The sequence below is a fragment of the Neglectibacter sp. CSJ-5 genome (genome assembly GCF_032490475.1).
Classification (GTDB): domain Bacteria; phylum Bacillota; class Clostridia; order Oscillospirales; family Acutalibacteraceae; genus Hominenteromicrobium; species Hominenteromicrobium mulieris.
In genome coordinates, this window is record NZ_JAVYJC010000001.1 from 609791 (window position 1) to 625340 (window position 15550).

Here is a 15550-nt window from a genome sequence, read left to right on the forward strand (position 1 = left end):
TTTAGCGCAGGGAGAAACGCTCTGTGCTGCGGGTGAGGCCTGTTTTTTCATCGATATCGAACAAAATGCAGTCGAGCTTGCACGGACCGTCCGCAAAATCGAACCGCACGGGCATTTTGCTTATCTGCTTTTTGATGACGAGCTCCGCTCTGACGCCGAGTACGGACTCGATGGGGCCGGTCATGCCGACGTCGGTGATGTATCCGGTGCCCTTCGGCAGAACGGTTTCATCGGCCGTCTGCACGTGTGTGTGCGTGCCGAACACGGCGGAGACGCGGCCGTCTGCATAATAGCCGAATGCGCGCTTTTCGCCGGTGGCTTCCGCGTGAAAATCCACGATGCAGATTTTCGGCAGGTCGGGCGTTTTTAAAAGCGTATCGAGTGTGCGGAACGGGCAGGCGAGGTGCTCGTCAAGGTATACATTGCCCATTAAGTTGATGACGGCGATCTGCGTGCGGCCGAGATCTAAAACGGTCATGCCTTTACCCGGGGCTTCCGGCGGGAAGTTTGCGGGGCGGATGACGCAATCGCTTTCATCGATATAATCGTAAAATTCGCGGCGGCGGTAGGTGTGGTTTCCGGTGGTGATGATATCCACGCCGCTATCGAGCAGGTGGTTTGCGGAGGCAGGGGTGATGCCGTTGCCGTCCGAGGAGTTTTCGCCGTTTGCGATGACGACATCGATGCCCTTAGTGCGCTTGAAGGCGGGGAGAGTGCGGCGCAGAAAGTCGCACCCGTGGCTGCCCACCACGTCGCCGATACATAATATCTGCATATAGGGGTCCTTTCTTTTAGTCAATATGAAAATCCAGCGTTTTGGCGTTTCTCGGCAAATCTTTTGTGTATTTTAAAAAGCTTGTGACGCGGCGGTCGTATTCGTCCGTGACCGTAAAGCCGAGCGCTTTTGCGGTGCGTTTGGTGAGCTCCGTGAAAAGCTCGCCTGCCTTAAACAGTGCGCGCCAAATGTCTTCTTCGGTACATGCGGCGAAGGTTTCAAGGTAGCCGTTCCAGATGTCTGCGGGGAGAAGGTCTTTTAAGGCGTCACCGCATTTGCCGGCGCTGTAATCAAACCCATGCAGCGTTCCGGCGTACCATTTCATCATTTGCAGCAGCATTTTGCGAATACAAATTTCCATGTGCGTCTGCGCAAACAGGAGCTGGCCGCGCCACAGGCCCTTGGAGACGTACGGCGAGACCCACCAGAACTCCGTGCGGCAGTCAAAAAACATACGCTCGGTCGGCTTTTTGACGTAGTGCGTGCTCTCATTCGGCTCCGGCAGCTTCGGCAGGGCGTTGTCTTTATCCAATAATACGACGGAAAGGCGGTCGTCGTAACAATATACTTCCCAGCGGTCGATGCTCGATACGGTCAGGTCGATGCGGTTGCCGTCCGCAAACTGCATCAGATAGCATACGAACTCGGGAAAGTGCTCTTTAAATAGCTCGGTTTCGTCGGTGCGCTCGTAGACGAGAATTTCGCCGAAGTCTTTATAATAGGCTTTTTCCTTGCACGGAGTCAGATCGCGCACGAGGTACACAATGTCAAAATCATTGAACGGGTCGGGCTTACGGTTCGGGTTCGCACGGGAACCGTTTAAGATGACGGCACGGATATTTTCATCGGCATTTGCATAGCCGAGGATGAGGTCATACATTTCTTTTTCGCTGCGCATAAAAACTCCTCCGCATTTTATAGGCTTATTTTACCGCAAAACGGGCTTTTTTTCAATGTTCTTTTTGATTTTGGCTTTGTAAAACCCGAAATGTTAAGCAGTTTTACGTGGATTTTACACAAGACTTCTTTTTGAGTTTACAAAACGGCCCTATACTTTCGCTTGTAAACCAAAGGAAAAGATAAAAGGCGAGCAGAAAGCTCCCGAAAGGAAAGAGTAACGTATGAAACTCAGAAAGATCACCGCGGTTCTTGCAGCCGCACTTCTCACCATGACAGCTATGACGGCTTGCTCCGGCGGCGCAGCAAGCTCCGCTTCCTCCGAGACACCGTCCTCCGAATCCTCCGCTGCATCTGCGGAGAGCGCTTCCTCCGAAGAAACGACCGGCGGCGACATAACCGGCAAAATCACCGTTCTTTCCCGTGAAGACGGCTCCGGTACACGCGGCGCGTTCATCGAGCTGTTCGGCATCGAGCAGAAGAACGATGCTGGCGAAAAGGAAGATATGACGACGGATGATGCGCAGATTACGAACAGCACCTCCGTTATGATGACCACCGTACAGGGCAACCCGAAGGCCATCGGCTATATCTCCCTCGGCTCTCTCGATGAGAGCGTCGTAAAGGCCGTGGAGATCGACGGTGCGGCACCGACCGTTGAGAATGTAAAGGCCGGCACCTATAAGGTTGTTCGTCCTTTTAACATTGCAACAAAGGGCGAGGCAAGCGAAGTTGCACAGGACTTCATCAACTTCATCATGAGCGCTGACGGTCAGAAGGTTGTCTCCGAAAACGGTTATATCACCGTTGATGATGCGGCTCCGGCTTATGCGGCATCCGGCGTTTCCGGCAAGGTCGTTGTCGGCGGTTCCTCCTCCGTTACGCCGGTCATGGAAAAGCTGAAGGAAGCTTATATGGCGCTGAACCCGGACGTTACCGTTGAAGTGCAGCAGAGCGACTCCACCACGGGTATGACCTCCACCATCGACGGTGCGTATGACATCGGCATGGCTTCCCGTGAGCTGAAGGACAGCGAGCTTGAAGCCGGTCTTACCCCGACTGTCATCGCACAGGACGGTATCGCTGTTATCGTAAACAAGGAAAATGCGCTGACCGGCCTTACGAGCGAGCAGGTTTTGCGCATCTACACCGGCGAAACGACCGATTGGTCCGAGCTTCAGTAAGAAACAATCCATAAAACGCAGGAGAGCCGGGCGGAAAGGTCCGGCTCTTTTCGCAAGGAAGCCAATAAAGTAGTTTTGAAAGTTTGAAAGGTGCGTGCAAACCGTGAAGTGGAGCAACATAAAAGAGCTTCTCATGCATATCCTCTTTTTTCTCACAGCCTGCGTATCGATCTTTGCCGTTGTTTTGATCTGCGTGTTTCTGTTTGCAAACGGTATTCCAGCCATCGGTGAAATCGGCGTATTTAAATTTCTGCTCGGCACTAAGTGGAAGCCGGGCAACGACATCTACGGCATTCTGCCAATGATCCTCGGCAGCCTCTACGTCACGGCGGGCGCAATCCTCATCGGTGTGCCGATCGGGCTTCTGACGGCGATTTTCCTCGCAAAGTTCTGCCCGAAAGGACTTTATAAGATTTTGAAGCCTGCAACGGAGCTGATGGCCGGTGTGCCGTCCGTTGTGTACGGCTTCTTCGGTCTCGTTGTTTTGGTGCCGCTTGTGCAGAACATTTTTGGCGTGGCGGGCAACACGATGCTGACAGCGTCCGTTTTGCTCGGCATTATGATCTTGCCGACAATCATCGGCGTTTCGGAAAGCGCCATTCGCGCCGTGCCGGACAGCTACTATGAAGGCTCTCTGGCGCTCGGCGCGAGCCATGAGCGCAGCGTGTTCTTTGCGACATTGCCGGCGGCGCGTTCCGGCATTTTGGCGGGTGTGGTGCTCGGTATCGGCCGTGCCATCGGCGAAACGATGGCGGTCGTCATGGTGGCGGGCAACAAGGCGCGTATGCCGCAGGGCTTGCTCGATGGCGTGCGCACCATGACGGCGAACATCGTTATGGAAATGGGCTATGCCACAGACCTGCACCGCGAGGCACTTATTGCGACGGCGGTTGTGCTGTTCGTGTTTATCTTAATTATCAACGTTACGTTCTCGCTTCTGCGCAGAAAAGACAGGGCATGACCCGGAAAGGATACGGAAATGACTATGGAACGTACCTGTAAACCCGTGGCGGCAGAGACCATCAACAAGCTCACCTTCAAGGATAAAATGCGCGCGTATAGGCGCTCGCCGCTTTCGCTTATTCTATTGCTGCTTGTCTGCGGCGCGTCGCTCATCACGATGCTGACGCTTTTATACCTTATCTTTTACATTCTTGTGAAGGGCATCCCGTATATCACACCGGATCTTTTCTCGTTCACCTATACGTCGGATAACGTGTCTCTGATGCCGGCGCTGATTTCTACGATCGTCATGACGATCATCGCGCTCGTTATTGCACTGCCGCTCGGCATCGGCGCGGCAATCTACTCTGTGGAATACGCAAAGCGCGGCAACAAGCTTGTGCAGCTCGTGCGCATCACGACCGAAACACTTTCGGGCATTCCGTCTATCGTGTACGGCCTGTTCGGCTATCTGTGCTTTGTGACGGCGCTGCACTGGGGCTATTCTTTGCTTGCCGGTGCGTTTACGGTTGCCATCATGATTTTGCCGCTTATCATGCGCACAACGGAGGAGGCGCTCATCTCGGTGCCGGATTCCTTCCGCGAGGGCAGCTTCGGGCTTGGCGCGGGCAGACTGCGCACGGTGTTTCACATCGTGCTGCCGAGCGCCGTGCCGGGCATTTTGTCCGGCGTGATTTTGGCCATTGGCCGCGTTGTGGGTGAATCCGCGGCGCTGATGTACACTGCGGGCTCCGTGGCGCAGATGCCGGGCCAGGCGGGCGGCGGTCTGTTCGATTCCGTGCGAACCCTCTCCGTGCACATGTATGTGCTTTCGAGCGAGGGCCTGCACATCGACAAAACGTATGCCACAGCGGTTGTGCTGCTGGTTATCGTCATCGGCATCAACGCACTGTCCTCGTTCGTCGCGAAGAAAATTACGAAGAAACAGGGCTAAAGCGAGCTTTTTAGAAAATCACACCAGAAAAAGATAGGGGAAACGATATGAGCTGTAAATTGGCAATCGAAGATCTGAATTTGTATTACGGCGATTTCCATGCGCTGAAATCCATCCATATGGAAATTCAGCCGAACGAGATCACCGCGTTCATCGGGCCTTCCGGCTGCGGCAAAAGTACGCTGCTGAAATCCTTGAACCGCATGAACGACCTCGTTGAGGGCTGCCGGATTACCGGCGCAGTAAAATTGGACGGCGAGGATATCTACCACGGCATGGACGTGAACCTTTTGAGAAAACGTATCGGCATGGTGTTCCAAAAGCCGAACCCGTTTCCGATGAGCGTGTACGACAACATCGCCTACGGACCGCGCACGCACGGCATCCGCTCTAAGGCGAAGCTCGATGACATTGTGGAGCGTTCTTTAAGAAACGCCGCCATTTGGGACGAGCTTAAAGACAGACTGAAGAAAAGCGCGCTGGGGCTTTCCGGCGGACAGCAGCAGAGACTGTGCATTGCACGCGCGTTGGCTGTGGAGCCGGAGGTGCTGCTGATGGACGAACCGACCAGCGCCCTTGACCCAATCTCCACCTCCAAGATAGAAGACCTTGCGGTGGAGCTGAAAAAGGATTATACTATCGTTATGGTCACGCACAACATGCAGCAGGCGGCGCGTATCTCGGACAAAACGGCATTCTTCCTGCTCGGTGAGGTCATCGAGTACGGCGAGACGGAGAGCTTATTTTTCATGCCGAAGGATAAGCGCACGGAAGATTACATCATCGGCAGATTCGGTTAAGGCTTGCAGAAAGGAACGTGACTACAATGAGAAATCGTTTGGACGAGCAGCTGGAGCTGCTCAATACAGAGCTTATCCGCATGGGCGCACTGTGCGAAGACGGCATTTCGCAGGCGGCAAAGGTGCTTGTGACACGAGACGAAGCGCTGCGCCGCGCCGTGGACGAAACGGAACAGGAAATCGACCGCAAGGAGCGCGAGATTGAAGCAATCTGCCTGCGCTTACTTTTACAGCAGCAGCCTGTTGCGAAAGACTTGCGTCTCATCTCTGCCGCGATGAAGATGATCGCAGATATGGAGCGCATCGGCGACCAGGCTTCGGATATTGCCGAAATGGTCGAGCATATCCGCGCAGAGGTGCTGCCGGGCAGCCTGCACATTGCCGAAATGGCGCGCGCTGCCGTGAACATGGTGACGAACAGCGTCGATTCGTTTGTGCGCCGTGACATGGATATTGCGCGCGCCGTGGAAAAAGCGGACGACGAAGTAGATGCGCTTTTTAACAAGGTGAAAAGTGAGATCATCGCACTCATCGCCGAAAAGCCCGAGGAGGGCGAGACATGCCTTGACCTGCTGATGGTGGCGAAGTATTTTGAACGCATCGGCGACCACGCGGTCAATATTGCGGAGTGGGTCGTGTTCTCACTCACCGGCGAGCACGATTAAGCGGCAAAGCCGTACAGAAAGGATTTAAGGGTTTATGATCTATCTTGTGGAGGACGACGACAGCATCCGCGAGCTTGTACTCTATACACTGCATACCACCGGTTTTGAAGCCGAGGGCTTCCGGAATGCAGCCGATTTCTGGCAGGCGCTTGAAAAAGAGCTGCCGCAGCTCGTGCTGCTCGACATTATGCTGCCGGATGAAGACGGTCTGCATATTTTGAAGCGTTTGCGCGCGGGTGCGGAAACGGCCGACCTGCCCGTGATGATGCTGACGGCGAAAAGCAGCGAATATGACCGTGTGGTTGGGCTGGACAGCGGCGCGGACGATTACATGCCGAAGCCGTTCGGCATGATGGAGCTTGTCTCCCGTGTGCGTGCGCTGCTGCGCAGGGCCGCAAAGCCCGCAGCGGAGGATAAGCTTTTTACGGCGGGCTCGCTTGCGGTGGATGTGAAGCGCCGCGCCGTTACGGTTGATGGTGAACCCGTGATCCTCACGTATAAAGAATTTGAACTGCTGTGCTATCTGCTGGAAAACCGCGGTGTGGTGCTTTCGCGCGATCAGATTCTCACGAAGATCTGGGATTACAATTACAGCGGCGAGACCCGCACGGTAGACGTGCATATCCGCACGCTGCGGCAAAAGCTCGGTGATGCCGGTGCGCTCATTGAGACCGTGCGCGGCGTGGGCTACCGGCTGGCACAGGATTAAAGAGGAGAAAGACGCATGAAGAAAAAGATCATTTTCAGCATGTCGTGCATTGCGCTGCTTTCCATTTTACTTTCTATGGTGCTTTCCGGCGTCGTTTCGTACTACGATTCGCTGGAAATCGTGAAAAAGGCGACCATAGCGGAAAGCCACTATATTCAAAACGGCATCGCCCTTGGCGGGGACGATTACCTTTCCGACATCCGCTCCGCCGGGTATGATACAGCCGCCGCGCAGTCTGTGCGCGTGACCGTCATCGATACGGACGGCACGGTGCGATTTGACAGTGTTGCAGATGCCGCAAACATGGAAAACCACAACAACCGCCCGGAGGTCATTGCTGCAAGAGAAAACGGTGCGGGGGAATCCGTGCGTGAATCCGATACGCTGAATGTGCAGTCGTATAACTACGCTGTGATGCTCTCGGACGGACGCGTGCTGCGCCTTTCGGTCGGTATGAAGACGGTGTTCGGCTCCATTGAGCGCATGGTGCCGTGGATGCTGCTGTGCTCCGTCATTATTTTGGTGCTGGCCATTTTGCTTTCCACGTACCGCACAAAGCAGATTGTGGCGCCGGTCAACGCCATTGACCTTGACCATCCGATGGAAAACGACGTGTACGGCGAGCTTTCGCCGCTGCTTTTGCGCTTGCAGCGCCAGAACGAGACCATCAAGGAGAAAATGGAAGAGCTGCACCGCAAGCAGACAGAGTTTACCGCCATCACCGAAAACATGCGCGAGGGCTTTATTGTGGTGGATGCAAAGGGCGATGTGCTTTCGTACAACACGAGCGCTGTGCGCCTTTTGGACGTGCACCCGGAGGACGACCGCCCACAGAGCGTGCTGGCGTTTAACCGCAGCCCCGATTTCCGTGATGCAGTGGATTCCGCGCTGACGGGTACGGCGAGCGAGCGCATCACAAAGCTGGCGGGGCGCAGTTACAGCCTCATCGCGAACCCCGTTACGAACGATAACGGCGTGCAGGGCGCGGTGATCGTGCTGCTGGACGTTACCGAAAAGGAAGAGAACGAGCGCCTGCGCCGCGAGTTCACCGCGAACGTTTCGCATGAGCTCAAAACGCCGCTGACTTCTATTTCGGGCTATGCGGAGATTATGAAGGATGGGCTCGTCAAGAGCGCCGATGTGCCGCGCTTTGCGAACAATATTTATACCGAAGCACAGCGGCTTATCACGCTTGTTGAGGATATTTTGAAGCTTTCAAAGCTTGACGAAAATGCGGTAGAGCTTGGCCGCGCCGATACAGACCTTTACGCCGTTGCGCAGGAGGTGGCCTGCCGTCTGAAAATCCCGGCGCAGCAGAACAGTATTGTCATCTCGGTGCAGGGCAGCTCGGCGTTCGTCACCGGCGTGCCGTACATTTTAGACGAGATGCTGTATAACCTTGCGGATAACGCTGTAAAGTACAACCGTCCCGGCGGCCGCGTGGTGATCTCCACCGGCACGGAAGGCGGCCACGCATATATGCAGGTCAGCGATACGGGCATTGGCATTCCGGCGGCCGACCGCGAGCGCGTGTTCGAGCGCTTCTACCGTGTGGATAAGAGCCGCTCCAAGCAGATTGGCGGCACGGGACTTGGGCTTTCCATTGTAAAGCACGGCGCCATGTTTCACCATGCGCGCGTGTCGCTTGAAAGCGAGCCGAACAAGGGCACCACGGTGCGCGTCACGTTCTAAAATAACGATTAAATGCGGTACGGAAGCGAGCTTTCTGCGCCGCATTTTTATTTTTGACATTTTGCGCGGTTGTGCTATAATACGAGCAGAGCAGCAAAACCGAAATTCGGGAGGACAGTATGGTTGAATTTTTGAAAGAGGCGGCACGTGTGGTGCCGTCTAAACGACAGCTTGATTGGTTTGAGATGGAACGCTATGCGTTTGTGCATTACGGTGTGAACACCTACACGGACCGCGAATGGGGCGAGGGCACAGAGGACGAGAAGATTTTTAACCCCACCGCGCTCGATTGCGACCAGTGGGTGGAAGCGGTGAAGTCTGCGGGCCTCAAGGGACTCATCCTCACGGCGAAGCACCACGACGGCTTCTGCCTGTGGCCGAGCAAATACACGGAGCACAGCGTGAAAAACAGCCCTTATAAGGGGGACGTCGTGCGTGAAGCCGCAGAAGCCTGCAAGCGCGGCGGCATCAAGTTCGGTTTTTATCTTTCTCCGTGGGACCGCAACTCAAAATATTACGGCACGCCGGAATATAACGATTACTTCTGCAATCAGCTGACGGAACTTCTGACCGGCTACGGCGATATTTTCTGCGTGTGGTTCGATAACGCCTGCGGAGAGGGCGAAAACGGCAAAAAGCAGGAATATGACTTCCCGCGTTACTTTGAGCTCATCCGCAAGTATCAGCCGAACGCCGTTATTTTCAATGATTTCGGCCCGGATACCCGGTGGTGCGGCAACGAGGCCGGAGAGGCGCGCCATGCCGAATGGGCCGTTGTGCCGAGCGAGCTGTGCTTTTACAGCGAGGTGCAGACCGGCGCGGGTCCGATGGCAGAAGACGGCTCTTTGAGCTACATGTACAACACGAACCGCGAGATCGGTACCATGCCGAACATCCTCTACTCGAAGGGGCTTGTTTTCGCACCGGCGGAGATCAACATGTCCATTCGTCCGGGCTGGTTCTGGCACGAAAACGAAGAGCCGCATTCGCTTGAGAGACTGTACAATACCTACCTGCGTTCCTGCGGCGCAAACGCCTGCCTGAACCTTAACGTACCGCCGACGCGCGAGGGCAAGTTCGATGAACGCGACGTGAAGCGCTTGAAGGAGCTCGGCGACCTCATCCGCGAGACGACCGAAAACCGCATTCCGTGCACGGTGGAGCGCATCGGCGGCACGCCCACGCAGCCCGTGTATGAGCTGAAGACCGAGGGGCCGGTGGAGATCGGCTGCGTTGTGCTGCGCGAGGATCTCACGCACGGTCAGCGCGTGGAGGGCTTCCGCATTCTCGGCATCGACGAAGAAAACAAGGCGGATTACGCGTTATTCGAGGGCACGTGCATCGGCAATAAGCACATCTGCGAGCTGGAAGATCCGTTCGCCGTGCAGAACCCGTTGACGGGCCACACGAACAAAAAACTTTCCGGCGTGCGCGTACAGATTACCGCTGCGCGCGACGAGGTCTTTATGCGCGAAATTTACATCACGAAAGGGAAAAGCGTATGCGAGCAGAAATAAAGCTGACGGACGTGAAAGACATTCGCGATTTGCACGAGTATATCAACGCGGAGCTGCGTCTGCGCCGCGTTGCACCGACGTTGGAAGCTTTGCAGGCGGCACTGGAAATGCCGAAAACGGAAGCGGAAATTGAGTTTACGGACTACGGCAAAATTTCCGGTGCACTTTTAGATTATGTAAATAAAATGATTGAGATGATCGTGATTGTCGGAGAGAAGAACCCGAACGTACAGGTCATGATCACAATGTGAAAACAGAATACCGATAAAGCTCAGAGCTGTGCGGAAAACGGAAAAATCGCACCCCGTTTTCCTGCATGGCTCTTCTTTTTTTGACAAAAAGACACATAAATATATTGATTTTTGCTAATTATGATTGAATTTTACAAAATATATTTGGTTGACAATACCAAAAATTCTGTTATGATTATAACCGAAGCCACGAAGCAGAAAGGCAGGGATAAGCATGGAGCGGGCGGAAAAAGCGAAAAGCCCGGAAATGGAAACGGCAGGGCTGCCGCCGAATAATATGAAAAGATTTTATGTAAACGGCAGGCACCTGCTGCGGGAGATCGCCGGGCTGTACGTGCTGATCCCTGCCGGGGAGACGGACGCGCCACAGAACCGCATCACCGCGCTGAACGAAACGGGACGGTTTTTGTGGATGCAGTTTCAGCGCCCGTGCACGGTGGCAGAAGCCGCGGCTGCGGCAGAGGCGCAGTACACCGGACAGCCGGCAGAAATGCTGCGCGGCATAGAAAACTTTGTACGGGCGGGGCTGCGCGCAGGGCTGCTGCGCGAGGCTTCCGCTGCGGAAAAAACGGAAGGAAAGGCGGTATAAAATGAAAAAAGCATGGAGCGCTCCAATGCTGCAAACGGAGGTGTTTGAGGCAAACGAGTACATCGCCGCGTGCTACACGGGCGTGTGCGATATTTCGGGCGAGGTGTTTTTGGACTCGAACGGCAACGGTGTGTATGACCGCGGCATTGACAGCAGAAAGTACTATAACGAGGCGTGCGGACAGCAGTATTCCATCACCGGGCAGGATTCCGTGATGCCGGCGAAGAACGCATTCGTTGTGGACTGGTTCGGAAATGCGACACCTGTATGGAACTTTGACGATTACCATGTCACCACAACGCTGACGCAGAACGAGCGGCCGAACCATTCGTGATGCACCCGGAGAAAGACACAGCGGAAGCGTTTTTACTGCGCCGCGCCGCCAAAACGGGCGTGCCCATCACCGGCAGTTTTGAGCTGACCCCACTTTGTAACTTAAACTGCAAAATGTGTTATGTTCGCATGAACAGGACAGAGCAGGAGAAAATCAGCCGCCTGCAAACGGCGGAGGAGTGGACAGCGCTTGCGGAAAAGCTACGCGATGCAGGCACGCTGTTTTTGCTGCTCACGGGCGGCGAGCCGCTTTTGTACCCCGCGTTTCGCGCGGTGTATCTCGCGGTGCGAAAGCGCGGTATGATCGTTACGGTGAACACGAACGGCACGCTTTTGAATGAAGACTGGGCGGCATTTTTTGCGAAAAATCCGCCGCGCCGCGTGAACGTTACGCTGTACGGCGCAAGCGGAGAGACCTACAAATCGCTGTGCGGTGACGAGACCGGGTACGCAAAAGCGATGCGCGGTATTCGTCTTTTGCAGGCGCACGGCGTGCCGGTGAAGGTCGGCGTCAGCGTGGTCAGGCAAAACCGGCATGACCTTGAAACGTTATTACAAATCACAAAGGAACGAAATTTAGAGTTGGAGCCGGACACCTATATGCTGTCCACAGAAAGCGGACAGCATGAAGCGCGGCTCTCGCCGGAGGAAGCCGCGGCCGCAAGCCTTGCAGCAACGAGAATAAAGCTTGGCGCTGTCGGTTTTCACGAATATGCGCAACGCACGGTACAGGCGCTGGAAAGCGCTGTTCCGGAAACGGAAGCCGGCATGCGCTGCCTTGCGGGGCGGTGTTCGTTTGCCGTCGGCTGGCGCGGCGATTTGCGCCCGTGCGTGATGCTCGGGGCGCTTTCCGTGCCGATCGAACACAACGACGTGCAGGCCGCTTGGTGTGCGGTGCGGGAGAAGGCTGCGGCGCTTAAACAGAATGAAGTGTGCGCCGTGTGCAAGCTGCGCCCTCTGTGCCGCGCGTGTCCGGCATCGTCTTTGCGCGAGGGCGGCGCGTTCGGCACGGTGCCGCCTTATGTATGCGCCTACACAAAAGCGCTCTACCGCCTGCTGTGCGCGGAAAGCACAGCGCCCGAAATTTTGAAGAAAGGAGAGACTGTACCCCATGCACAGGCTCTTTAAGTTGGGAGGTTTCTGCTTTGCGGCAGATCACCCCGATACACTCGTTTTTCCACCGAATTTTCTGCGTTTTGAAACGAAAGACGTGCAGCCTGCGTATTTCTACACGCTGCGCTTTGTAAAGAGCATCCCGAACCCCGTCGGCGTGTGCACGGCCGTACGGGAAGACCTCATCGTGTATCGCGACGGCGAAAAGGAATCGCGGCTTTTGGGTATACAGGGCATGCTTGGCTTTTACGCATTGTATCGCGAGCTGGACGACACGCACGCCGAGGTGATGATCGCCGAAGACTGCCGCGGCTGCCTTGTGTTTGACCCGGTATTCGCGTCGCTTTTCGCGCTTGAGCGCCGCATGCTGCAAAAAGACAGCTTTATTCTGCACAGCGCCTACATACGCCACCGCGGACGGGCTATTCTGTTTTCGGCACCGTCCGGCACGGGGAAGAGCACGCAGGCCTCGCTCTGGGCGCAATACGCCGGGGCGGAGATCATCAACGGCGACCGCGCTTTATTGCAGAAGGTGCAGGATTGCTGGATGGCGCGCGGTTGGCCGGTCTGCGGCACGTCGGGCATTTGCCAAAATGCGGATGCGCGGCTGAGCGCCGTCGTTTTGCTGCGGCAGGCGAAAAAGAACGCCGTGCGCAGGCTCTCGCGCGGGGAGGCATTTTTGCGGCTTTACGGACAGGTGACGGTGAACCGCTGGGATCAGGCGGAATCTGCACGTGTGCTCGATGCCGTGGAAGCACTGCTGCGCCGCGTACCGGCGTTTTTGCTGGATTGTACCATATCGGAAGAAGCGGTCGACTGCCTGTATGAGGCGCTGTACCCCGCAACCGTGGCGGAGACCGTCCGCCTGCGCGCATGCTTATAGATGCTGCGGGGCTGCGCGCGTACATCGGCGCAATCCTTTCCGAAACGGAAGCGGGCGGCGTAATGGAAATGCCGGTGTTCGGCAGCAGTATGGCACCGTTTCTCATCCACGGGCGGGACGCCGTGCGGCTTGTAAAATGCACGCACCCGCCAAAGCGCGGGGAGATCGTGCTGTTTCGGCGGTTAGACGGGCAGTACGTTCTGCACCGCGTTTGGCGCGTGACGAAAAGCGGGTGGTATCTCCTTGGCGACAGCCAGACCGACCCCGAGGGCCCCGTGCACGGCGAGCAAATTTGCTGCCTTGTCCTTGCCGTGCGCCGCAAAGGTAAGTGGTACGGACGAAACAGTGCGCTGTGGCGGTTTTTCAAAACCGTATGGCTCGTTTTAACACCGGTAAGGCCGCTTTTTATTGCGATACTTGCGCGCCGCCATGCCCGAAAAGAAAAGGTGCCAAATGGAGCGTAAAGAAAACAAAGTGCGTTTTTGCGAGCGCAGTGAGGTTTTGGCGGACTGGAAATGGCTGCTCACGTACAGCCGCCGCTGCAAGAAAATGATCGCGCTGTATATCGCGCTCGGCGTGCTCGGTACCACGGTCGGCCTGTTCGGCAGCGTGGCGGGCAAGTACCTCATCGACATCGTCACGGGGTACGATACCGCCCGTCTGCCGCTTTTGGTTTTCGCGGCTATTGGCAGCACGGCGGTCTCCATCGCGTTCGACTGCGTGGTGAGCCGCGTGCTGAAAAAGCTGGAGATTGACCTCCATAACAACGTGCGCGCCGATGTGTTCGACCGCATTTTAGACGCGGACTGGCAGGCGCTGCACGCGTTTTCCTGCGGCGACATTTTAAACCGCTTTGAAACGGATACGGGCGCTGTAGGCGGCGGGGCAGTGAGTTGGCTGCCGCAAATTTTAGTGACGGTTTACAGGCTGTGCGCGGTGTTTTTCCTCATCTGGATTTACAGCCCCGTGATGGCGCTCATCGCGCTCGGCGGCGCGCCGGTGGTGTTGCTGCTGTCTGCCGCCGTGCTCAAAAAGCGGCGGGCATTTGAAAATAAGCTGCGCCGCCTCGGCAGCGAAATGACCGCGTTTGAAGCGGAGACGTTTTACACGGTCGACACGGTGAAATCGCTCGGCACAATGCAAAGCCAAAGCCGAAAGCTAAAGGAAAAACAGGAAGCGCTGCGCACATGCAGTTTGCAATACAACATGTTTTCCGTGCGCGTGAATGCGCTTTTGCGGGTTGCGGGGGCGTTCACGCAGTTTACCGCCATGGGCTACGGGCTGTATTTATTGTGGACGCGTGCCATTACATTCGGTACGCTGACACTTTTTTTGCAGCAGCGCAGCAGCCTGACAAGTGCGTTTGAAAGTGCCGCAGGGCTTATCCCGAAGTTTTTGAGCACGGCGATCTCTGCACACCGTGTGCGTGAGCTTTGCGAGCTGCCGAAGGAGCGCCACGGTAAAACGGCGCTGCCGCAGGGCGCACTGATGGTAGAGCTCAAAAATGTGACAGCCGCATACCGAAACGGCGAAGCAGTGCTGAAAAACGTATCGTTTGCGGCAGGGCCGGGGGAGATTGCCGTGCTTATTGGCACATCCGGCGCGGGGAAAACGACGCTGGTGCGTGTTTTGCTCGGACTCGTTTACCCGGAAAGCGGACGTGCTGTGCTGCGCGGGAAGAATGGATGCGAAATCGTCATCAGCGCGGAGACGCGCTGTGCGTTTTCGTATGTACCGCAGGGCAGCACGCTGTTTTCCGGCACGATTGCGGAGAATCTGCGCATGGCAAAAGAGAACGCCACGGAGGAGGAAATGACAGCGGCGCTCAAAACCGCCTGCGCATGGGCGTTTGTGTCATCGCTGCCAAACGGCGTGAACACGAAGATCGCGGAGCGCGGCGGCGGGCTTTCCGAGGGGCAGGCGCAGCGCATCGCCATCGCCCGCGCGGTGCTGCGCGGCGCGCCGATCCTGCTCCTCGACGAAGCGACCTCGGCGCTTGATGAAAAGACCGAAGCGCAGGTTCTGAAAAATCTTTTAACCGCGCTGCCGGACACCGCGTGCATTTTGACGACGCACCGCCCGGGCGCGCTGAAATACTGCACGCGCCTGTACAAAGCGGAAAACGGCGCGCTGACGTGCATAGAAGTGAACAAACCCGCCTGAAAGACGTTTTAAATGCGTTTTTCGGCGGGCTTTGTTTATGACTTTGGGCGGGATTTTGCCGAACGCGCAGTCTTTTCCGCAC

At 56.1% G+C, this 15550-nt stretch carries 17 protein-coding genes; 15 read left to right on the forward strand and 2 right to left on the reverse strand.

Features of this window, described 5'->3' with window-relative positions; translation table 11 throughout:
- Nucleotide 1 precedes the first annotated feature (1 nt).
- Nucleotides 2-775 (reverse strand): TIGR00282 family metallophosphoesterase, encoded by a 774-nt coding sequence (locus tag R2K26_RS02740; protein ID WP_316518667.1) that lies wholly within the window; start codon nucleotides 773-775, stop codon nucleotides 2-4.
- Nucleotides 776-791: 16 nt separating this feature from the next.
- Nucleotides 792-1673, reverse strand: coding sequence for an aminoglycoside 6-adenylyltransferase (locus R2K26_RS02745; RefSeq protein ID WP_316518668.1), 882 nt, complete (start codon nucleotides 1671-1673; stop codon nucleotides 792-794).
- Between the two features lie 223 nt (nucleotides 1674-1896).
- On the opposite strand from R2K26_RS02745, the gene R2K26_RS02750 reads away from it, so the two are divergent.
- The 15 genes from R2K26_RS02750 to R2K26_RS02820 all read left to right on the forward strand — a co-directional run bounded on the left by R2K26_RS02750 (nucleotide 1897) and on the right by R2K26_RS02820 (nucleotide 15468).
- A complete protein-coding gene (locus R2K26_RS02750) occupies nucleotides 1897-2856 on the forward strand; it encodes a substrate-binding domain-containing protein (protein WP_316518669.1) in 960 nt (319 codons plus the stop codon).
- 133 nt (nucleotides 2857-2989) lie between these two features.
- Entirely contained in the window at nucleotides 2990-3817 is an 828-nt protein-coding gene (gene pstC, locus R2K26_RS02755; RefSeq protein ID WP_316518894.1) for a phosphate ABC transporter permease subunit PstC, read from the forward strand.
- A 24-nt stretch (nucleotides 3818-3841) separates the two neighbouring features.
- The gene (pstA, locus tag R2K26_RS02760; protein ID WP_316518895.1) at nucleotides 3842-4753 is read left to right on the forward strand and encodes a phosphate ABC transporter permease PstA; all 912 of its coding nucleotides are present in this window, start codon (nucleotides 3842-3844) and stop codon (nucleotides 4751-4753) included.
- A 47-nt stretch (nucleotides 4754-4800) separates the two neighbouring features.
- Nucleotides 4801-5553 carry a phosphate ABC transporter ATP-binding protein PstB gene (gene pstB / locus R2K26_RS02765; protein WP_316518670.1) on the forward strand — a complete coding sequence of 251 codons (753 nt, stop codon included), beginning with the start codon at nucleotides 4801-4803 and terminating at the stop codon, nucleotides 5551-5553.
- Nucleotides 5554-5579: 26 nt separating this feature from the next.
- A complete protein-coding gene (gene phoU / locus R2K26_RS02770) occupies nucleotides 5580-6218 on the forward strand; it encodes a phosphate signaling complex protein PhoU (RefSeq protein ID WP_308448106.1) in 639 nt (212 codons plus the stop codon).
- Nucleotides 6219-6252: 34 nt separating this feature from the next.
- Nucleotides 6253-6927, forward strand: a complete 675-nt coding sequence (locus R2K26_RS02775) for a response regulator transcription factor (protein ID WP_316518671.1) — start codon at nucleotides 6253-6255, stop codon at nucleotides 6925-6927.
- Nucleotides 6928-6942: 15 nt separating this feature from the next.
- Nucleotides 6943-8619, forward strand: a complete 1677-nt coding sequence (locus tag R2K26_RS02780) for an ATP-binding protein (RefSeq protein ID WP_316518672.1) — start codon at nucleotides 6943-6945, stop codon at nucleotides 8617-8619.
- 119 nt (nucleotides 8620-8738) lie between these two features.
- Nucleotides 8739-10136, forward strand: a complete 1398-nt coding sequence (locus R2K26_RS02785) for an alpha-L-fucosidase (RefSeq protein ID WP_316518673.1) — start codon at nucleotides 8739-8741, stop codon at nucleotides 10134-10136.
- Nucleotides 10121-10387, forward strand: coding sequence for a hypothetical protein (locus tag R2K26_RS02790; RefSeq protein ID WP_176820657.1), 267 nt, complete (start codon nucleotides 10121-10123; stop codon nucleotides 10385-10387). Before R2K26_RS02785 ends, R2K26_RS02790 begins: the two co-directional genes overlap by 16 nt.
- Nucleotides 10388-10601: 214 nt before the next feature.
- Complete coding sequence (locus tag R2K26_RS02795) at nucleotides 10602-10976, forward strand: PqqD family peptide modification chaperone (protein ID WP_316518674.1); 375 nt, start codon at nucleotides 10602-10604, stop codon at nucleotides 10974-10976.
- Nucleotide 10977: 1 nt separating this feature from the next.
- Nucleotides 10978-11310, forward strand: a complete 333-nt coding sequence (locus R2K26_RS02800) for a hypothetical protein (RefSeq protein ID WP_308448110.1) — start codon at nucleotides 10978-10980, stop codon at nucleotides 11308-11310.
- The gene (locus tag R2K26_RS02805; protein WP_316518675.1) at nucleotides 11310-12437 is read left to right on the forward strand and encodes a radical SAM protein; all 1128 of its coding nucleotides are present in this window, start codon (nucleotides 11310-11312) and stop codon (nucleotides 12435-12437) included. Before R2K26_RS02800 ends, R2K26_RS02805 begins: the two co-directional genes overlap by 1 nt.
- Nucleotides 12421-13305: a hypothetical protein gene (locus R2K26_RS02810; RefSeq protein WP_176820661.1), complete on the forward strand. Its 885-nt coding sequence runs from the start codon at nucleotides 12421-12423 to the stop codon at nucleotides 13303-13305. The genes R2K26_RS02805 and R2K26_RS02810 overlap by 17 nt, the downstream gene beginning before the upstream one ends.
- Entirely contained in the window at nucleotides 13296-13769 is a 474-nt protein-coding gene (locus R2K26_RS02815; RefSeq protein WP_316518676.1) for a S24/S26 family peptidase, read from the forward strand. Before R2K26_RS02810 ends, R2K26_RS02815 begins: the two co-directional genes overlap by 10 nt.
- On the forward strand, nucleotides 13759-15468 hold the full coding sequence (locus R2K26_RS02820) for an ABC transporter ATP-binding protein (protein WP_316518677.1): 1710 nt from the start codon (nucleotides 13759-13761) through the stop codon (nucleotides 15466-15468). The genes R2K26_RS02815 and R2K26_RS02820 overlap by 11 nt, the downstream gene beginning before the upstream one ends.
- Nucleotides 15469-15550: the final 82 nt, after the last annotated feature.